At 58.0% G+C, this 17,120-nt stretch carries 17 protein-coding genes; 12 read left to right on the forward strand and 5 right to left on the reverse strand.

The window, feature by feature from the left end; genetic code table 11:
• Positions 1–11: 11 nt before the first annotated feature.
• The 3 genes from ACR0KL_RS00800 to ACR0KL_RS00810 all read right to left on the reverse strand — a co-directional run bounded on the left by ACR0KL_RS00800 (position 12) and on the right by ACR0KL_RS00810 (position 2,936).
• Entirely contained in the window at positions 12–842 is an 831-nt protein-coding gene (locus tag ACR0KL_RS00800) for an ABC transporter ATP-binding protein (protein ID WP_170676043.1), read from the reverse strand.
• Positions 839–1,627 (reverse strand): ABC transporter ATP-binding protein, encoded by a 789-nt coding sequence (locus ACR0KL_RS00805; RefSeq protein WP_480776544.1) that lies wholly within the window; start codon positions 1,625–1,627, stop codon positions 839–841. Before ACR0KL_RS00805 ends, ACR0KL_RS00800 begins: the two co-directional genes overlap by 4 nt.
• Before the next feature lie 127 nt (positions 1,628–1,754).
• Complete coding sequence (locus ACR0KL_RS00810; RefSeq protein WP_170458188.1) at positions 1,755–2,936, reverse strand: ABC transporter substrate-binding protein; 1,182 nt, start codon at positions 2,934–2,936, stop codon at positions 1,755–1,757.
• A 151-nt stretch (positions 2,937–3,087) separates the two neighbouring features.
• On the opposite strand from ACR0KL_RS00810, the gene ACR0KL_RS00815 reads away from it, so the two are divergent.
• Together ACR0KL_RS00815 and ACR0KL_RS00820 are read left to right on the forward strand one after the other, a co-directional pair.
• Positions 3,088–4,188, forward strand: coding sequence for a PQQ-dependent sugar dehydrogenase (locus ACR0KL_RS00815; protein ID WP_170676044.1), 1,101 nt, complete (start codon positions 3,088–3,090; stop codon positions 4,186–4,188).
• Positions 4,189–4,268: 80 nt separating this feature from the next.
• Positions 4,269–4,796, forward strand: a complete 528-nt coding sequence (locus ACR0KL_RS00820) for a GNAT family N-acetyltransferase (RefSeq protein WP_480776545.1) — start codon at positions 4,269–4,271, stop codon at positions 4,794–4,796.
• A 6-nt stretch (positions 4,797–4,802) separates the two neighbouring features.
• Here ACR0KL_RS00820 and ACR0KL_RS00825 read toward each other — a convergent pair whose 3' ends face one another.
• Entirely contained in the window at positions 4,803–5,807 is a 1,005-nt protein-coding gene (locus ACR0KL_RS00825) for a GlxA family transcriptional regulator (protein WP_170548735.1), read from the reverse strand.
• 168 nt (positions 5,808–5,975) lie between these two features.
• Here ACR0KL_RS00825 and ACR0KL_RS00830 point away from each other — a divergent pair, with 168 nt between their 5' ends.
• Entirely contained in the window at positions 5,976–7,346 is a 1,371-nt protein-coding gene (locus ACR0KL_RS00830; RefSeq protein ID WP_170373710.1) for a class II 3-deoxy-7-phosphoheptulonate synthase, read from the forward strand.
• 54 nt (positions 7,347–7,400) lie between these two features.
• Here the strand turns inward: ACR0KL_RS00830 and ACR0KL_RS00835 are convergent, their stop codons facing one another.
• Entirely contained in the window at positions 7,401–8,033 is a 633-nt protein-coding gene (locus ACR0KL_RS00835) for a PAS domain-containing protein (protein ID WP_480554383.1), read from the reverse strand.
• Between the two features lie 296 nt (positions 8,034–8,329).
• On the opposite strand from ACR0KL_RS00835, the gene ACR0KL_RS00840 reads away from it, so the two are divergent.
• The 9 genes from ACR0KL_RS00840 to phoU all read left to right on the forward strand — a co-directional run bounded on the left by ACR0KL_RS00840 (position 8,330) and on the right by phoU (position 17,114).
• Entirely contained in the window at positions 8,330–9,220 is an 891-nt protein-coding gene (locus tag ACR0KL_RS00840) for a YicC/YloC family endoribonuclease (RefSeq protein WP_170676046.1), read from the forward strand.
• A gap of 17 nt (positions 9,221–9,237) precedes the next feature.
• Positions 9,238–9,879, forward strand: coding sequence for a guanylate kinase (gmk, locus tag ACR0KL_RS00845; protein WP_170487126.1), 642 nt, complete (start codon positions 9,238–9,240; stop codon positions 9,877–9,879).
• Positions 9,876–10,400 (forward strand): gamma carbonic anhydrase family protein, encoded by a 525-nt coding sequence (locus ACR0KL_RS00850; protein WP_170676047.1) that lies wholly within the window; start codon positions 9,876–9,878, stop codon positions 10,398–10,400. The genes gmk and ACR0KL_RS00850 overlap by 4 nt, the downstream gene beginning before the upstream one ends.
• A 21-nt stretch (positions 10,401–10,421) precedes the next feature.
• Positions 10,422–11,468 carry an ATP-binding protein gene (locus ACR0KL_RS00855; protein WP_170676048.1) on the forward strand — a complete coding sequence of 349 codons (1,047 nt, stop codon included), beginning with the start codon at positions 10,422–10,424 and terminating at the stop codon, positions 11,466–11,468.
• 184 nt (positions 11,469–11,652) lie between these two features.
• Positions 11,653–12,693, forward strand: a complete 1,041-nt coding sequence (locus tag ACR0KL_RS00860) for a substrate-binding domain-containing protein (protein ID WP_170676049.1) — start codon at positions 11,653–11,655, stop codon at positions 12,691–12,693.
• A gap of 85 nt (positions 12,694–12,778) precedes the next feature.
• Positions 12,779–14,251, forward strand: a complete 1,473-nt coding sequence (gene pstC / locus ACR0KL_RS00865) for a phosphate ABC transporter permease subunit PstC (RefSeq protein ID WP_170676148.1) — start codon at positions 12,779–12,781, stop codon at positions 14,249–14,251.
• Positions 14,248–15,579: a phosphate ABC transporter permease PstA gene (gene pstA, locus ACR0KL_RS00870; protein WP_170676050.1), complete on the forward strand. Its 1,332-nt coding sequence runs from the start codon at positions 14,248–14,250 to the stop codon at positions 15,577–15,579. Before pstC ends, pstA begins: the two co-directional genes overlap by 4 nt.
• A 13-nt stretch (positions 15,580–15,592) precedes the next feature.
• Entirely contained in the window at positions 15,593–16,390 is a 798-nt protein-coding gene (gene pstB, locus ACR0KL_RS00875) for a phosphate ABC transporter ATP-binding protein PstB (RefSeq protein WP_170373719.1), read from the forward strand.
• Between the two features lie 16 nt (positions 16,391–16,406).
• Entirely contained in the window at positions 16,407–17,114 is a 708-nt protein-coding gene (gene phoU, locus ACR0KL_RS00880) for a phosphate signaling complex protein PhoU (protein WP_170373720.1), read from the forward strand.
• The last annotated feature ends 6 nt before the right edge of the window (positions 17,115–17,120 follow it).

Here is a 17,120-nt window from a genome sequence, read left to right on the forward strand (position 1 = left end):
CGGACCTCACCTCACCCCCCCAAGAAACTCTTACGCACTTCGGGATCGGCCAGAAGTTCCTTGCCCGTACCGGTATAGGCGTTCCGCCCCTGAACCAGCACATATCCCTTGTCCGCGATCTCCAAGGCCTGACGGGCATTCTGTTCGACCATCAGGATCGGCAACCCGGTGCGCGAGACCTCGATGATCCGATCAAACAACTCATCCATCACGATGGGCGAAACACCGGCAGTCGGTTCATCCAGCATCAGCACTTTCGGCTGAGTCATCAAAGCGCGGCCCACGGCGACCTGCTGGCGCTGACCGCCTGACAGTTCTCCGGCCGCCTGATGGCGTTTGTCGCGCAGGATGGGGAACAGCTCATAGACCTGCTCCATCGTGTCCGAGAAATCGTCTCGGCGGATAAAGGCACCCATCTCAAGGTTCTCTTCCACCGTCATCGAGGTGAAGATGTTTGAAGTCTGCGGCACAAAACCCATCCCACGCATTACCCGATCCTGCGGCGTAAGCGCGGTGATATCCTCGCCGTCCAACCGAACCGCGCCCGAGCGCACATCCAGCATGCCGAATACGGCCTTCATCGCAGTGGACTTGCCCGCACCATTGGGCCCGACGATGACCGCAATCTCGCCCCGGTCGACGGCGATGGTGCAGTCGTGCAGAATGTCCGGCCCCTTGCCGTAGCCACCCGTCATCGTGTCGCCGATCAGAAATGGCCCACCATCGACCTTTTGTGTCGCGCCGCTTTTGCGATGGGCCGGGGTCATGATGCCGACGCCATGCGTGTTCGTGATCGACGCGTCCTTGTTGCCTTTGTCGTCGTGATAAGGATTATCGCTCACGCCCCGGCCTCCAGCTTGTCTTTGTTTTTCAGGCCGGTGCCCAGATAGGCCTCGATCACGTGTTCATTGGCTTTGATCTCGTCCAGGGTTCCCTCGGCCAGCACCTTGCCCTCGGCCATACAGATGACCGGATCGCAGATTTTGCCGATGAAATCCATGTCATGCTCGATGACGACGAAAGTATAGCCACGTTCATTGTTCAGACGCAGGATCGTGTCGCCAATGGTCATCAGCAGGGTACGGTTCACACCCGCGCCAACCTCATCCAGAAACACGATCTTGGCGTCGACCATCATGGTGCGACCAAGCTCCAGCAACTTCTTCTGTCCACCCGAGACCTGACCCGCCTTATGGTCGGCCAGATGCTCGATTGTCAGGAACTCCAGTACCTCATCAGCCTTGGCCCGAAGCGCGCGTTCCTCATCAGCAATCCGTTTGCGACCGAACCATGTGTTCCAAAGCGATTCCCCGGATTGCGCGCCGGGCACCATCATCAGGTTCTCGCGGCAGGTCATTGACGAGAACTCATGCGCGATCTGGAAGGTACGCAGCAGGCCCTTGTGAAACAGCTCATGCGGGGGCAGGCCGGTGATATCCTCACCATCCATCACCACCTTGCCGCTGGTTGGAGGCAAGACACCCGCGATCACATTGAACAAAGTGGTTTTTCCGGCCCCGTTCGGTCCGATCAGACCGGTGATCGAGCCCTTTTGGATTTCCAGCGATGCCCCGTCCACCGCATGAAACCCGCCGAAATGCTTATGCACGTCTTCGACGACGATCATTTTTTCCCCTAGCCGCCGTTTTCCGGCGTTGTTGCCACATCCCTGTGCGAATGGTGCGGGCTTTTGTCATTGAAACAGCCCGGACACAAGGCCCGGGCTGCTTGTTTTTATGACTGATAAACTTGGATCAACGGAAGTTGACGGTTTTGTTCTCGCCGTCGGTGACTTCGATCTCACGGTAGGATCCTGCGCTTTCACCGGGGCCGATCAACTCAACACCGGAGGCACCGACATAGTCGATCTCCTGACCGGCAGCGAGCAGTTCCAGACCCTTGGCCAGCTCACCCGGATAGATCTTCTCACCAGGTTCGTTGGCGACGTCCATGATCTTGGAGCCATAGTCCGCTGGGTTGGTCGAACCTGCGGCCTGCATGGCCAGCATGAACAAGGCAGCGGCGTCATAGGATTCAGGCGAGTAGGGCGACGAGCCGTCGAAACCTGCAGCTTCGGCCATGGCAAAGTACTTCTCAGCACCTTCACCACCCGAGCCAGCAATCTGACCGAACGAGCCGTTCAGGTCTGGACCGACATTGGCAGGCAGCGAGTCACCGATCATGCCGCCGGGCAGACCGAACGTGTCAAACGCACCGCTGTCCAGAGCCGACTGGATGATGCCCAGACCACCTTGGTCCAGGTAGCCCGCAACGACCAGAATGTCGCCACCGGCCGAGGCCAACGCACCAACTTCGGCCGAGTAGTCGGCCTTGCCGTCTTCGTGGGCTGCGACGATGGTCACTTCACCACCCGAAGCCTCGAACGAGGACTGGATCGCATCCGCCAGACCCTTGCCGTAGTCGTTGTTGGTGTAGGTCAGAGCGATCGAGCTGATCCCGCGATCGTTCAGGATGTCGGCCATCACCTGACCTTCACGCGCATCCGATGGCGCGGTACGGAAGAACAGGCCATTGTCTTCCATGGTCGACAGACCGGGCGAGGTGGCCGATGGCGAGATCATCACCATGCCGTTCGGAATCGCGACGTTCTGCAGGATCGCGCCAGTCACGCCCGAGCAGTCACCGCCGATGATGCCAGCAACGCCGTCAGCGATCATGCGCTCGCCGTTCGACGTGGACAGGCCGTTGTCGATACAGCCGGTATCTGCGCGGGTTGCAGTCACGGTTGCTCCGTCCAGCAGCTTGCCGGATTCGGTGACTTCGGCCATCGCCATCTCGGCGCCCGAACCCATGGCAGGTGCCAGCGATTCAATCGGGCCGGTGAAGCCGAACAGAACGCCCAGCTTGACGTCTTCGGCCATTGCGGTACCCGCCAGCAGAGCGGAGGCTGCAGTTGCAGTCAGCAGCTTTTTCATATGGTTACTCCCTATTGTGAACGTATTCGTTCTGCGCATGACCCTAGGCAAGCAATCCGGAAAAGAAAAGTCCTAACGCAATCGTGTTTTTACGCTCCATAATCCTATTTGTTCTCATGGTGATAACGCTGTCAGTCCGAAAGGAAGACCCATGACGCTCAAACCCTTTGCGATTCTTGCCTTGATGATCAGCACAGGTCTCGCCTGCGCTGAGGAGCTTGAGACATCCCAAGGTACGGTTCAGATCGAGCCGATGATCGAGGGACTGGATGCGCCCTGGGCCGTCGGCATCCTGCCCGATGGATCGTTTCTGGTGACCGAACGGGATGGCGATGTGCTTTATGTGTCGGACGGGAAATCTCAAAAAGTGAAGGGGGTTCCGAAAGTGGCCGCCAGAGGGCAGGGCGGCTTGCTGGACGTGACCATCGCGAGGGACTTCCCACAGACGCGCGAGGTTTTTCTGACCTTCTCGAAACCTCAGAGCACTGGAGCTGGCACCGCGCTGGCCGTCGCGCGACTGTCGGAGAACGGCAAGCGCCTGACCAACACGCGCATCCTGTTTGAGGCAACGCCCGGAGGCTCGGGCGGGCGTCACTTTGGCTCTCGGGTGGTTGAGGCAGAGGACGGCAGTTTGTTTGTCACCATCGGGGATCGGGGGGATCGGCCGCAGGCTCAGGACCGCTCAAACCCAATCGGATCGATTATCCGCATCAATCGGGATGGCTCGGTTCCTGCAGACAACCCGTTTGTCGGGCAGGCGGATATTCGGCCCGAGATCTGGTCCTACGGGCACCGCAATCCTCAGGGTGCCGATCTGGATGCGCAGGGGCGTCTTTGGACATCCGAGCATGGCGCGCGCGGAGGGGACGAGGTTAACCTCGTGCAACCGGGGCTAAATTACGGTTGGCCAGTCATTTCCTATGGCAAGCACTACTCGGGCAAGACGATAGGCGAAGGCACTGCCAAAGAAGGGATGGAACAGCCGCGCCACTATTGGGACCCCTCCATCGCGCCCTCGGGCTTGATGGTCTATTCCGGTGCGCTCTGGCCGGAATGGAGGGGCGACATCTTCGTGGGATCGCTCAAGTTTGACTATATCGCGCGGCTGGAGGGCAACTCACTGCGCGAGGTCGAGCAGATCAAAGGTCCCGAAACAGAACGCGTCCGGGACATCGTTGAGGCCCCAGACGGGTCGATCTGGTTCATTTCCGTAGGCAATGGCGCAGTTTTCCGGCTTTCCCCGGATCGGTAGATCTGTACTCGCCCTCCTTGACTGTTGCCGCGAAACCGAGCTTGATCCTGTGCCAAGAAACCATCTGAGGGTGCGGTCCATTGTGCGACTTTTCGATTGAAATGTGTGACACGCTGCCAGATCAGGATGAGTTGAACGGCATCCTGTCCCAATATTATGCGTTGATCGTAGAGCGCATGACGGCCATGGGGTTTAACATCGATCCGGCTGCGCCGCAAAGCGCGCTGGCCGAGTTTTGGGCACACTCAGAAGACTATCTGCCGCCAAACGGTTGCCTGGTTCTGGCGCGAGACAGCGCGGGCAAGATCATCGGCTGTGGCATGATGAAACGCCTGAATCAGGACACCGGCGAATTGAAACGCGTGTTCGTGACCGAAGCCGCCCGCGGCACAGGTGCGGGGCGTGCCATGATACAAGCCCGAGAAGACGCAGCCCGCACGTTGGGGTTAAAGCGCCTTGTAGCTGACACGCTTACTCCGAATGTCGAAATGAGGGACCTGTATCCGAAACTGGGATTTGTCGAAATGTCCGAACCCATTGAGACGACGACCTATCTGGATCAGCCCATGCTCAGGCCCCATCTGCACTATTTTGCAAAAACTCTTTAGCCCGCGTCAGACGGACAGCCGCCCCGATTGAGCCCCACGCTCACGGTAAGGCGTGGTGTTGTAATGCGCCCGGTAGCATTTCGAGAAATGGCTCGGAGAGGCAAATCCGCAGGCCAGAGCTACGTTGATCACGCTCATATCCGTCTGCATCAGCAGGTTGCGGGCTTTGTGCAACCGCAACTCCATGTAGTACCGCTTGGGTGAGCGGCTCAGGTAGCGACGGAACAGACGCTCCAGTTGACGGGTCGACATGCCGACATCCTTGGCCAGAATCGAAGGCGAGATCGGCTCTTCAATGTTCTTTTCCATCATCAGAATGACCTGGCTCAGCTTTGGATGCCGGACCCCAATTCGGGTGGGCGTAGACAAGCGCTGTGTGTCCTGATCTGTGCGGATCGAAGAATAGATCATCTGATCGGCCACCGCGCTGGCCAGACCCTCGCCATAGTCATTCGCGATCAGCTTCAGCATAAGATCGATGGATGAGGTGCCCCCCGCGGTGGTCATCCGGTTGCCGTCGACCTGAAACACGGATTTGGTCAGTTCCACATTGTCGAACTCTTCAATGAAGCTGTCCGAGTTCTCCCAGTGGATCGTCGCACGCTTACCCTCCAGCAGCCCCGCCTTGGCAAGCGAATAGGCTGCCGTACACAAACCACCGATCCTCAGCCCCTTGCGGGCCTCGCGCCGCATCCAGTTCAGAATCTTTTTGGTGGTTGCGGTTTTTACCTCGACCCCGCCGCAGATCAGAACGATGTCATCACGCTGCAGCTCAATCAGGTCCTGATCCAGCTTGAAAGTCGTGCCTGCCGAGCAGGTAATTGTATCGCCACCTTCACCGATCAAAGACCACGTATAGACAGGCTTATCAGCCATACGATTGGCAATGCGCAGGCTGTCCAGAGCCGACGCAAAGGACAAAAGCGAAAATCCATCCAATAAGACGAATACAAAATTGATCGGCTTGTCGACGTTACCGTCGACTTTGACAACTTGGCGTTGTTCTTGCATGGGTTTTTGTCCTTGATTCGGTGGCCGATGCGCCTTGGGCGCGCATGATTTGACAGATACCATGATCAAAGCTTGTTTACGACGTCAAGAGCCGCAAATCGGATATGGTCTCTCTTCCCGGCTTTTTGTATAGAGACCACCTGAATACTATCAGCGGAGATCAAGGCTATGACCGAATGGCAAAAATCGAACTGGCGCAACAAGCCCCGGGTTCAGATGCCAGACTATACCGACGCGGCCGCGCTGGCCAAAGTCGAGGCGCAGCTTTCGCAGTATCCCCCGCTGGTCTTTGCCGGTGAGGCGCGGCGTCTCAAGCAACATCTGGGTGCCGCCGGTCGCGGCGAGGCTTTCCTGTTGCAGGGCGGGGATTGTGCTGAAAGCTTTGAACAATTCAGCGCGGATGCGATCCGTGACACGTTCAAAGTGATGCTGCAAATGGCGATGGTTTTGACCTATGGCGCCAAGGTGCCGGTGGTCAAAGTGGGCCGTATGGCTGGGCAGTTTGCCAAACCGCGTAGCGCACCGACCGAGGTTGTGGATGGCGTTGAGCTGCCCAGCTACCGTGGCGACATCATCAACGAGCTGGACTTCACGCCCGAGGCGCGGATTCCGAATCCGTCCAAGATGCTGCAGGCCTACACACAGGCCGCCGCCACGCTGAACCTGCTGCGCGCGTTCTCGACCGGTGGTTTCGCCGACATGAGCCGTGTGCATTCTTGGACGCTGGGCTTCACGGATGAACAGGACGTTCAGAAATACTCCGAGATCGCCGACCGCATTCAGGACACGATCGACTTCATGGGCGCGGCGGGCATCACGGCTGAGACAACGCATGAGTTCTCGACCGTTGAGTTCTACACCAGCCACGAAGGGCTGCTGCTGGAATATGAAGAGGCGCTGACCCGTCTGGATTCGACTTCGGGCAACTGGCTGGCAGGTTCCGGTCACATGATCTGGATCGGCGACCGCACCCGTCAGCCCGACGGCGCGCATGTGGAATTCTGCCGTGGCGTTCAGAACCCGATCGGTCTGAAATGTGGCCCGACCACAACGGCCGAAGACCTCAAGGTTCTGATGTCCAAGCTGAACCCCGAAAACGAAGAGGGTCGTCTGACCCTGATCGCCCGCTTCGGTGCAGGCAAGGCAGGTGAGCATCTGCCGCGTCTGGTCAAAGCGGTCAAGGAAGAGGGCGCCAAGGTCACTTGGGTCTGCGACCCGATGCACGGCAATACGATCAAATCGGCCACCGGGTACAAAACTCGCCCGTTCGATTCGGTCCTGCGCGAAGTGCGCGACTTCTTTGGCGTGCATCAGGCCGAAGGCACCATCCCCGGTGGTGTGCATTTCGAGATGACCGGTCTGGACGTCACCGAATGCACCGGCGGCGTGCGTGCCGTGACCGAAGAGGACCTCTCGGACCGGTACCACACGGCGTGCGACCCGCGTTTGAACGCGTCGCAATCGTTGGAACTGGCCTTCCTGGTCGCCGAAGAACTGACCAACCTGCGCCGCGACCGCACCAAGCGCGAAGCAAGCTAAGGTTCAATCAATCAAAGAAAACGGCGGGTCCTTAGCCCGCCGTTTTTCTTTGGATCAGTCGTCGCGCGATGCAACCAGCCTGAGGTGCCCTTTGGGGCGTTTGAACTCTGCCTTGCCCTCGGCAAAGCCCTCAGCAAAACCGTCCGTGACTTCCAGCTTTGGCTTGGCCGGCGCCTGAACCTCGCTCACCGGTTTGATCCGGCTGTCTTGGATCGAGAAGCGGCGCGGGGTCGCTCCGATCGCGCCGTCACTGACCATGACGCCCATAACGCGGCTGACATCCCCCAGATCGCTTTTCAGCGGCAAAAGCAGCATACGCGCCTGCATCCGGGCGCGCCCGAACGCGCCCCTGGACACCATATCCAATTCGGCAATTGCGGGGTTGGCAAAGACCTGCTCTAGAGCATTCGTGGCTGCCTTACGCGCCTCGGGATCGAAAAACGCGGTCAGAGGCATGCCCCGCACTTCCATCCCGGCCAGCTTGTTCAGGTGGCTGCCCGCAAGGCGAAACCGGGCCAGACCGGGGGCAATCCGCTCGAGAATGAAGGTGTATTCCAGAATATTCTCAAGCCCGCGCGGATCAATCTGCGACCGCATGGGCACGCCATTCCCGTCAAGCAACGCGGTCCAGTAGGCCTCGGCCTGACGGATCGGTGAGAGGCTGCACCCGCTGTCAAAGCGATCCATTGCGACAATCTTTCCAAGTTTGGACTTCGAGCCAGTCCCGAAAAAGGTTCCCATTTTCATTACCCTAGCGCCTAATCACCGTCATTTTCATAAAATGCAACATATCGGAGGCATTTTCGGCCAAACGACCGAGCTAGAGACATGATTGACATGGGTTAAGTCAATTTTGGAGTAATTCTTTAACGAATGGTTAACTTCTGTCGGACAGAGGCGGTCTCAGCAAACTCTTGCTCTGCACCGGGCAATGGCATTAGGTGCGGCAGACACGAAGACTGACAGCGATGGAAAGGGCAGTGATGATCAAATCCATGACCGGGTTCGCCTCGGGCAAGGGAGAATTCGGCCCCCATAGCTGGACATGGGAGCTGCGCAGCGTGAACGGCAAGGGGCTGGACATGCGCATCCGCGTCCCCGACTGGCTGACCGGGCTTGAGGCCGCGTTGCGGGGTGTTCTGTCCAAATCGTTGAGCCGGGGCAATGTGACCCTGTCGTTGCGGATCAGCCGGGACGAATCTCAGCCGGATCTGGCGTTAAATTCGGTTGCGATGTCGGCGGCCTTGGATGCCTTGCAACAGACACAGCTCATGGCCGAGGCAAGGGGGATTGCACTTGCCCCCTCCAAGGCGAGTGATCTGTTGACCCTCAAAGGCATGCTGGATGCGGGGGCCGAGGCAGACGATCCCGCGCCGCTGGTCGCGCAGATGACCACCGAATTCACTCCGCTTCTGGCCGCGTTTCTCGACATGCGTCAGACCGAGGGTGAAGCTTTGGCCGCGATCCTGGCGTCTCAGCTGGATCAGGTCGCGGCATTGACGTCGAAGGCCGCCGAACTGGCCGAACAGCGCAAGGACAAGATGGCCGAGGCGCTGCGCGAAAACCTCGCCCGCGTGTTGGACAACGCCCAAGGAGTCGAACCTGAGAGAGTGGCGCAGGAACTCGCCCTGATCGCCGTCAAGGCCGACATCACCGAAGAAATCGACCGCCTCAGCGCCCATGTCACCGCCACGCGGGACCTTCTGGCGCAGGATGGCGCGGTTGGTCGCAAGTTGGATTTCCTTATGCAGGAGTTTAACCGGGAGGCCAACACCCTCTGCTCCAAGGCGCAAAGCGCCGATCTGACCTCGGTCGGGTTGGAGTTGAAAGCGGTGATCGACCAGATGCGAGAGCAGGTACAAAACGTTGAATAAAAGTAGGAAGAACTGACATGGCAGATCGCCGCGGCCTCCTTATCATCCTGTCATCCCCTTCGGGCGCGGGCAAATCCACATTGGCCCGCAGACTGATGGCCTGGGATACCGACCTCGAATTCTCGATCTCGGCCACAACCCGCGAACCACGTCCGGGTGAAGAACATGGCCGCGAATACTACTTCTTGTCGGAAGACGAGTTCAAACAGCAGGTGGCCGATGGGCAAATGCTGGAACACGCGCATGTCTTCGGCAACTTCTATGGCTCACCCGCCGGCCCGGTGCGCGAGTCCATCGAATCCGGCAAGGATGTGCTGTTCGACGTGGACTGGCAGGGCGAGGTGCAAATCCGAAACTCAGATCTGGGCAAACACGCGCTGTCGATCTTCATCCTGCCGCCCTCGATCCCAGAACTACGCCGCCGGTTGGAAAGCCGGGCTCAGGACAGCGCCGATGTGATCGGCAAGCGCATGCTGAAAAGCTGGGATGAGATCAGCCACTGGGGCTACTACGACTATGTATTGGTGAATGACGATCTGGATTCGACAGAGGAAAAGCTGAAGACCATCGTCAGCGCCGAACGGATGCGTCGCATACAGCAACCGAAACTGCAAAACCACGTCCGCACCCTGCAGATGGAATTCGAGGAGCAGTCATGACGATCTACGCACTGGGAGATCACACGCCCCAAATCCACGAAGACACCTGGGTCGCGCCGGACGCCAATCTGATCGGCAAAGTGGTATTGGAAGAGGGCGCCTCGGTCTGGTTTGGCTGCACGATCCGGGCGGAACACGAAGAAATCCGCGTCTGTGCGGGCAGTAATGTTCAAGAGCACTGCGTCATGCATGTCGACCCTGGTTTTCCGCTGACCATCGAGGCGAACTGTACCATTGGGCACAAAGTCATGCTGCATGGCTGCACGATCGCTGAGAACTCTCTCATCGGGATGGGGGCGATCATTCTGAACGGGGCGAAGATCGGCAAGAACTGCCTGATCGGGGCAGGGGCACTGATCACGGAAAACAAAGAGATCCCTGACAACTCGCTGGTCATGGGGTCTCCGGGCAAGGTGGTGCGGCAGCTGGATGAGGCCGCAGCCCAGCGGAACACGCTCAGCGCGCTGCACTATCAACAGAACATGCGCAAATTCAGGGAAACCCTGAAACCGTTGGCTTAAGCGGCAGGAAATCAATCGGACATGGCTGAAAACCTTCTGGAAGAATATGTATCGGCCATTCCGATGCCCGCGCTTCTGGTCGACCAGACCGAACGGATCATCGCCGCCAATACCGACGCCAAAACCCTGCTAAGCCAGAATATAACGGGCCGCCACTTTGCGACGATCCTCAGGCAGCCTCAGGTTATTGAAGCGATTGAACAAAGCCTGCGCAGTAAGGGTCCGGCCAAAACGCGGCACCTTTCAAATGATGGCGCGCAGGATACGACCTTCGAGGTGGTCTGCCGCTATATGAACGGCATCGGCGCGGTGTCGGGCGGGGCGGTGTTGGCGATCTTTCAGGACATCACGCATCTGGAACAAGCCAGCCAGATGCGTCGCGATTTCGTCGCCAATGTCAGTCATGAACTCCGCACCCCTCTGACCGCCCTTATGGGCTTCATCGAAACCCTGCGGGGTCCGGCCCGCGATGACGCTGCCGCGCGCGAGCGATTTCTGCAGATCATGACGGATGAGGCAAACCGCATGAACCGCCTTGTCGGCGATCTTCTGTCGCTCAACCGGGTCGAAAGCGAGGAACGCGTGCGCCCGAAAGAGGAAGTGGAACTGACGGGCCTGCTGCATTCCACGCTGAACTCAATGCGCCCTCTGGCCGATGATGCCGAGGTGGTGCTGACGCTTGATGCGCCTGAGGATCCGGTGACTATGACCGGCGACAGCGATCAGTTGCGTCAGGTGTTTACCAATCTGGTCGAGAACGGCATCAAATATGGCGGCAGCGGCGGCAGTGTCGAATTGCGCGTGACCACCTCAGAGAGGGATACGGCCATGCGTGGCCCGGCAGTCCGGGTGCAGATCATCGATCGAGGGCCTGGCATTGATTCCATTCACCTGCCGCGACTCACCGAGCGGTTCTATCGCGCCGACAGTCACAGATCGCGCCAATTGGGAGGAACCGGGCTTGGACTCGCGATTGTGAAGCATATCGTCAACCGTCACCGCGGACGGCTTCGGGTGGAAAGCGATTTGGGAAAAGGCACTGTTTTTACAGTGATTTTACCGCGCTAAAGGGCGGGTTTCCGTAAATCCATCATGGCCGTGCCAAAAGTTTTATGACAGCAGGGCGCAAGAAAAACCCGGCTTGTCATAAAACTGTTACGTACCTGTCACAAAAGCCTTACGCACGGGGCCTAGTGGTTCGCGCAAGATCATCATGGGGGTGATCGAAAACCCAATCCTCAGGGAGACTGAAATGTCCTTTGTAAAACTGTCGGCTTCTGCGCTGGCTATCGCTGCTGTCTCGGCCACTGCTGCTGCTGCGCGTGACAACGTTCAGGTTGCCGGTTCGTCGACCGTTCTGCCTTATGCCTCGATCGTTGCGGAACTGTTCGGTGAAAACACCGACTTCCCGACACCTGTTGTTGAATCCGGCGGTTCGTCGGCTGGCCTGAAGCGTTTCTGTGAAGGTGTTGGCGAAAACACCATCGACGTTGCAAACGCATCGCGCGCCATCCGTGAAAAAGAGATCAAAGCCTGTGCCGAAAACGGCGTGACCGACATCATGGAAGTCCGCATCGGCTATGACGGCATCGTGTTCGCCAGCCAGCAGACCGGCCCGGCCTTCAACGCGTTTGAGCCTTCGGACATCTTCAACGCTCTAGGCGCGAAGGTTCTGAAAGACGGCGAGATTGTCGACAACCCATACAACACTTGGGCCGAGTTCAACGGCGACCTGCCTGACGTTGAAATCGCGGGCTTCATCCCCGGTACCAAACACGGCACCCGTGAAGTGTTCGAAGAGAAAGTTCTGCTGATCGGCTGTGAAGCAACTGGCGCCATGGAAGCGATGATCGCTGGCGGCATGAGCGAAGATGACGCGGAAGATGCATGCTTGGCTGTTCGTACCGATGGCAAATCAGTCGACATCGACGGTGACTACACCGAGACCCTGGCTCGTATCGACACCAACCCGAACGGCATCGGCGTCTTCGGTTTGGCGTTCTACGAGAACAACACCGACAAGCTGAAAGTTGCGACCATGTCGGGTATCGCACCATCGACCGAGACCATCTCGACCGGTGAATACCCTGTATCGCGTCCGTTGTTCTTCTACGTGAAAAAAGCCCACATTGGCGTGATCCCTGGTCTGAAAGAATACGCTCAGTTCTTCGTCGCAGACGAAATCGCTGGCCCCTCGAGCCCGCTGGCCAACTATGGTCTGGTTGCCGACCCTGAGCTGGCAAAAACTCAGGAAGCGATCAACAACGAAGTGACCATGGGTTCGGGCAGCTAAGCCGATCTATGGATGAATGTTTGGGGCGGCGGAATTCGCCGTCCCTTTCTGCGACTTTTGCCCAGTCAAGAATAGTGGGGATATGATGCCGATATTTTGGCTTGTTCTGATCGTTTTGGCGATCGCTGTGCTCGGCTATGTTCTGGGACGGGCCCGCGCAATTCAAAGCGCAGGAGGCGAACCGCGAGACTTGCATTCGCTGCCAGCCTATTACGGCGCAAATGTTCTTTTGAAGACAATTGTCCCGGCTTTTGGCCTTCTCATTATCTGGCTGCTGGTTCAGCCGTTGTATGTGAATTCCAAGGTCTCGGGCATGATCCCCGATACATCAGTCAAAGAGGGTTCCTCTCTAAGTTTGGTCATGGCCGAGGTGCGTCGCACGGCTAGCGGACTTCAAGCCGCTGTGTCGCAGGGGAATATGACCGAAGCAGACGCTAGTGACCCCCAAGCCGATCTGACCGAAGTGACTCAGAATCTGAAAGATGCGGGTCAGGTGGTTACATCCGATATCACCCAACCGGTGCTGAACGCGGCACAGAGCCATCGCGCATTAAATGCAACCGGATATGGAATCATGACCGTCGTGGTTCTGGTGGTGGCGCTGATTGGCGCCGGGGCAGGCTGGATGCAAACCAAGGCGGACTATCGCGCCCGCAACGTTGTTGAGCAGGGTGTGCGCTTTTTGCTCCTAGCGGCGGCCTCGATTGCTATTCTGACCACCGTTGGCATTGTTCTGTCACTGGTTTTCAATACGTGGGAGTTTTTCAAGCTTTACCCCGCGCCAGAGTTCTTTTTTGGCCTGACCTGGTCGCCCAGCTTTTCGGGCCGGGGCGGGTTGTCGGAACTTGGGATCATCCCGCTGCTTTGGGGCACGCTCTATATCTCTATCGTTGCTCTGCTGGTGGCTGTGCCAATTGGGCTGTTTGCCGCGATTTACCTCAGCGAATATGCATCGCCCGCCGTGCGGTCTGTTGCCAAGCCGTTGCTGGAAGTTCTGGCGGGCATTCCAACCATTGTATACGGCTTGTTCGCCCTGCTGACCGTCGGTCCTCTTTTGTTGGACGTCTTTGGTGATAATGGATTGGGCTGGATGAAGGCTGGTACCGCCGTGATGACAGCCGGTCTGGTGATGGGCATCATGCTGATCCCCTTTGTGTCTTCGCTATCCGACGACATCATCAACGCCGTGCCACAAGCGATGCGTGACGGGTCCTATGGCCTGGGCGCTACGCAGTCCGAAACCATCCGCCAGGTGGTTCTGCCAGCCGCGCTACCGGGCATCGTCGGTGCGATCCTGCTGGCAGCCTCACGTGCTATTGGTGAAACCATGATCGTGGTTTTGGGGGCAGGGGCGGCCGCGCGGCTTAGCCTCAACCCGTTTGAGGCGATGACAACCGTCACTGCAAAAATCGTAAGCCAACTGACCGGCGACGCAGACTTTGCCTCTCCAGAAGCGCTGGTTGCCTTCGCGCTTGGCATGACACTGTTCGTTGTCACGCTGGGCCTGAACGTCTTTGCCCTTTACATCGTGCGCAAGTACCGGGAGCAGTACGAATGACCGACGCAAGCATGCAAACCCCAGAAACGGGTCGCCAAGCTGTTTCCCTGACTGCGTATGATGCGCGGACCCGCAAACGCGCCAAGGCAGAAAAACGCTTCCGTGCCTATGGTATCGTTGCCATCGCGACCGGGCTATTCTTCCTGATCGTCCTGTTCGCATCGATCCTGTCCGAGGGTATTCCGGCCTTCACCCGGACTGTTGTCAGCGTAGAGTTCACCCTAACCCAGCAAGAGCAGGAAGAGGCCGAAGGCACGCTGTTCAAAACCAAAGCCTATTCGGACCTGTTCATTGCTGCTCTGAACAAGGAGCTTGATGAAAGCGGTCTCCAAGTCGATTTCGACGAAGCGGCAATTGAGCGTCTGCTGGGTAAAGTTGGCGGAACCATCCGGACCTTCTATGCAGACAACCCGGACAAACTAGGCGAACCTATCGAGTTTGATCTAGCAGCCTCAAGCCGCGTCGATGGATACTTTAAGGGCCGGGTGTCGCGTGACACCATACAGGATAGTCGCTTCCTCCAGAAAAGCGATCTGGATCTGGTCGATGCACTTAAGGAAGCTGGAATCATCAAACAGGTCTTCAACTGGCCGTTCATCACCGGGGCAGACTCGGGCGTGGACAACCCTGGCGGCGCCGGCATTGGTGCTTCGGTTGTTGGATCGTTCTTCATGATGCTGGTGGTTCTGGCGCTTTCGCTGCCAATTGGCGTAGCCGCGTCGATCTATCTGGAAGAATTCGCGCCGCAAAACAGGTTCACCGATCTCATTGAGGTGAATATCTCGAACCTGGCTGCGGTTCCTTCGATCGTGTTTGGTATCCTTGGTCTGGCTGTCTTCATTCAGTTCATGCACTTGCCGCAATCGGCCCCGCTGGTCGGTGGTCTGGTGCTGACCTTGATGACCTTGCCGACGATCATCATCTCGACCCGGGCGTCGCTGAAAGCAGTTCCGCCATCGATCCGTGATGCCGCACTTGGGGTAGGGGCTTCCAAAATGCAGGCCGTTTTCCACCACGTTCTGCCGCTGGCCGCACCCGGTATCCTGACCGGCACAATCATTGGTCTGGCGCAGGCGCTGGGGGAAACCGCACCGCTTTTGCTGATCGGGATGGTGGGCTTTGTTGCCCGTGGCTACCCAGATGGATTCCTTGCCGGGTTCACCGAACCAAACTCAGCTATGCCCGCCCAAATCTACACTTGGGCTGCGCGCGCAGACGTTGGTTTCTACGAAAAAGCTTGGGGCGGGATCATCATCCTTTTGATTTTCCTGCTGACAATGAACATCATCGCAATCATTCTGCGCCGCCGCTTTGAACGCCGCTGGTAAGAAGGGCAGACCCATGAACGACATGTCACGAGTGGAGAGACAAGTGGATACCAATGAAATCAAGCTGGAGTGCCGGGACTGCCAAGTCTTTTACGGTGACACTCACGCCATCAAAGATGTGAATGTCGATATCGAAGACAAGACTGTCACAGCCTTCATCGGTCCGTCGGGCTGCGGTAAATCCACGTTCCTGCGCTGTTTGAACCGGATGAACGACACAATTGATGTTGCGCGGGTTGAAGGCAGCTTTAAACTGGACGGCGAAGACATCTACGACAAACGCGTTGATCCGGTTCAGCTGCGCGCCAAGGTCGGGATGGTGTTCCAGAAACCCAACCCGTTCCCGAAGTCGATCTATGACAATGTGGCCTATGGCCCGCGAATCCACGGTCTTGCCAAGAACAAAGCGGAACTGGATGAGATCGTCGAGAAATCCTTGCGTCGCGGTGCGATCTGGGAAGAGGTCAAGGATCGTCTGGACGCTCCGGGCACCGGCTTGTCTGGCGGTCAGCAGCAGCGCTTGTGCATTGCACGCGCCGTGGCGACAGAACCGGAGGTTCTGCTGATGGACGAGCCTTGCTCGGCACTGGACCCGATTGCGACTGCCCAGGTCGAAGAGTTGATTGACGAACTTCGTGCTCAGTATTCGGTGGTCATCGTGACCCACTCAATGCAGCAGGCCGCGCGTGTCAGCCAGAAAACAGCCTTTTTCCACTTAGGTAACCTCGTCGAGTTCGGCGAAACAGGACAGATTTTCACCAACCCGGTGGACCCGCGCACCGAAAGCTACATCACTGGCCGGATCGGCTGAGCACAGGTATTCCGACATGAACGATTCAGAACAACATATTGCCTCTGTCTTCGACCGCGATCTCGAAGCGATCCAGGCACATATCATGAAGATGGGCGGTCTGGTCGAAGCCGCGATCATGGGTGCCGCCCGCTCGCTAGAGACGCGGGACGAGGAACTGGCACAGCAGGTGCGTCAGGGCGACAAAGCCATCGACGCGCTCGAGGACATCATCAACGAAGAAACCGCCCGCCTGATCGCCCTGCGCGCACCCACGGCAAGCGACCTGCGGTTGGTGCTGTCGGTACTGAAGGTCTCGGCCAACCTGGAACGGATTGGCGACTATTCCAAGAATATCGCCAAGCGGACCACGGTGCTTGTGAACTCGGGCGAGATCAACGGCAGTGCCTCGGCGCTGCGCCGGATGGCGCGCGAGGTTGAGGTCATGCTGCGCGACGCTTTGGACGCCTATATTCAACGGGATGCCGAACTGGCCGCCGATGTCATCGACCGCGATGAAGAGGTGGACCAGATGTATAACGGATTGTTCCGCGAATTCCTGACCTTCATGGCCGAGGATCCGCGCAGCATTTCGTCCTGCATGCACCTGCATTTCATCGCAAAGAACATCGAGCGCATGGGCGACCACGTGACCGCGATTGCCGAACAGGTTGTGTATCTGGTCACCGGCGAGCGCCCGACCGAGTCGCGCCCCAAGGCCGACACAACGTCGCAAACCGTCTAGGAGACG

This window comes from Ruegeria sp. C8 (genome assembly GCF_056537565.1).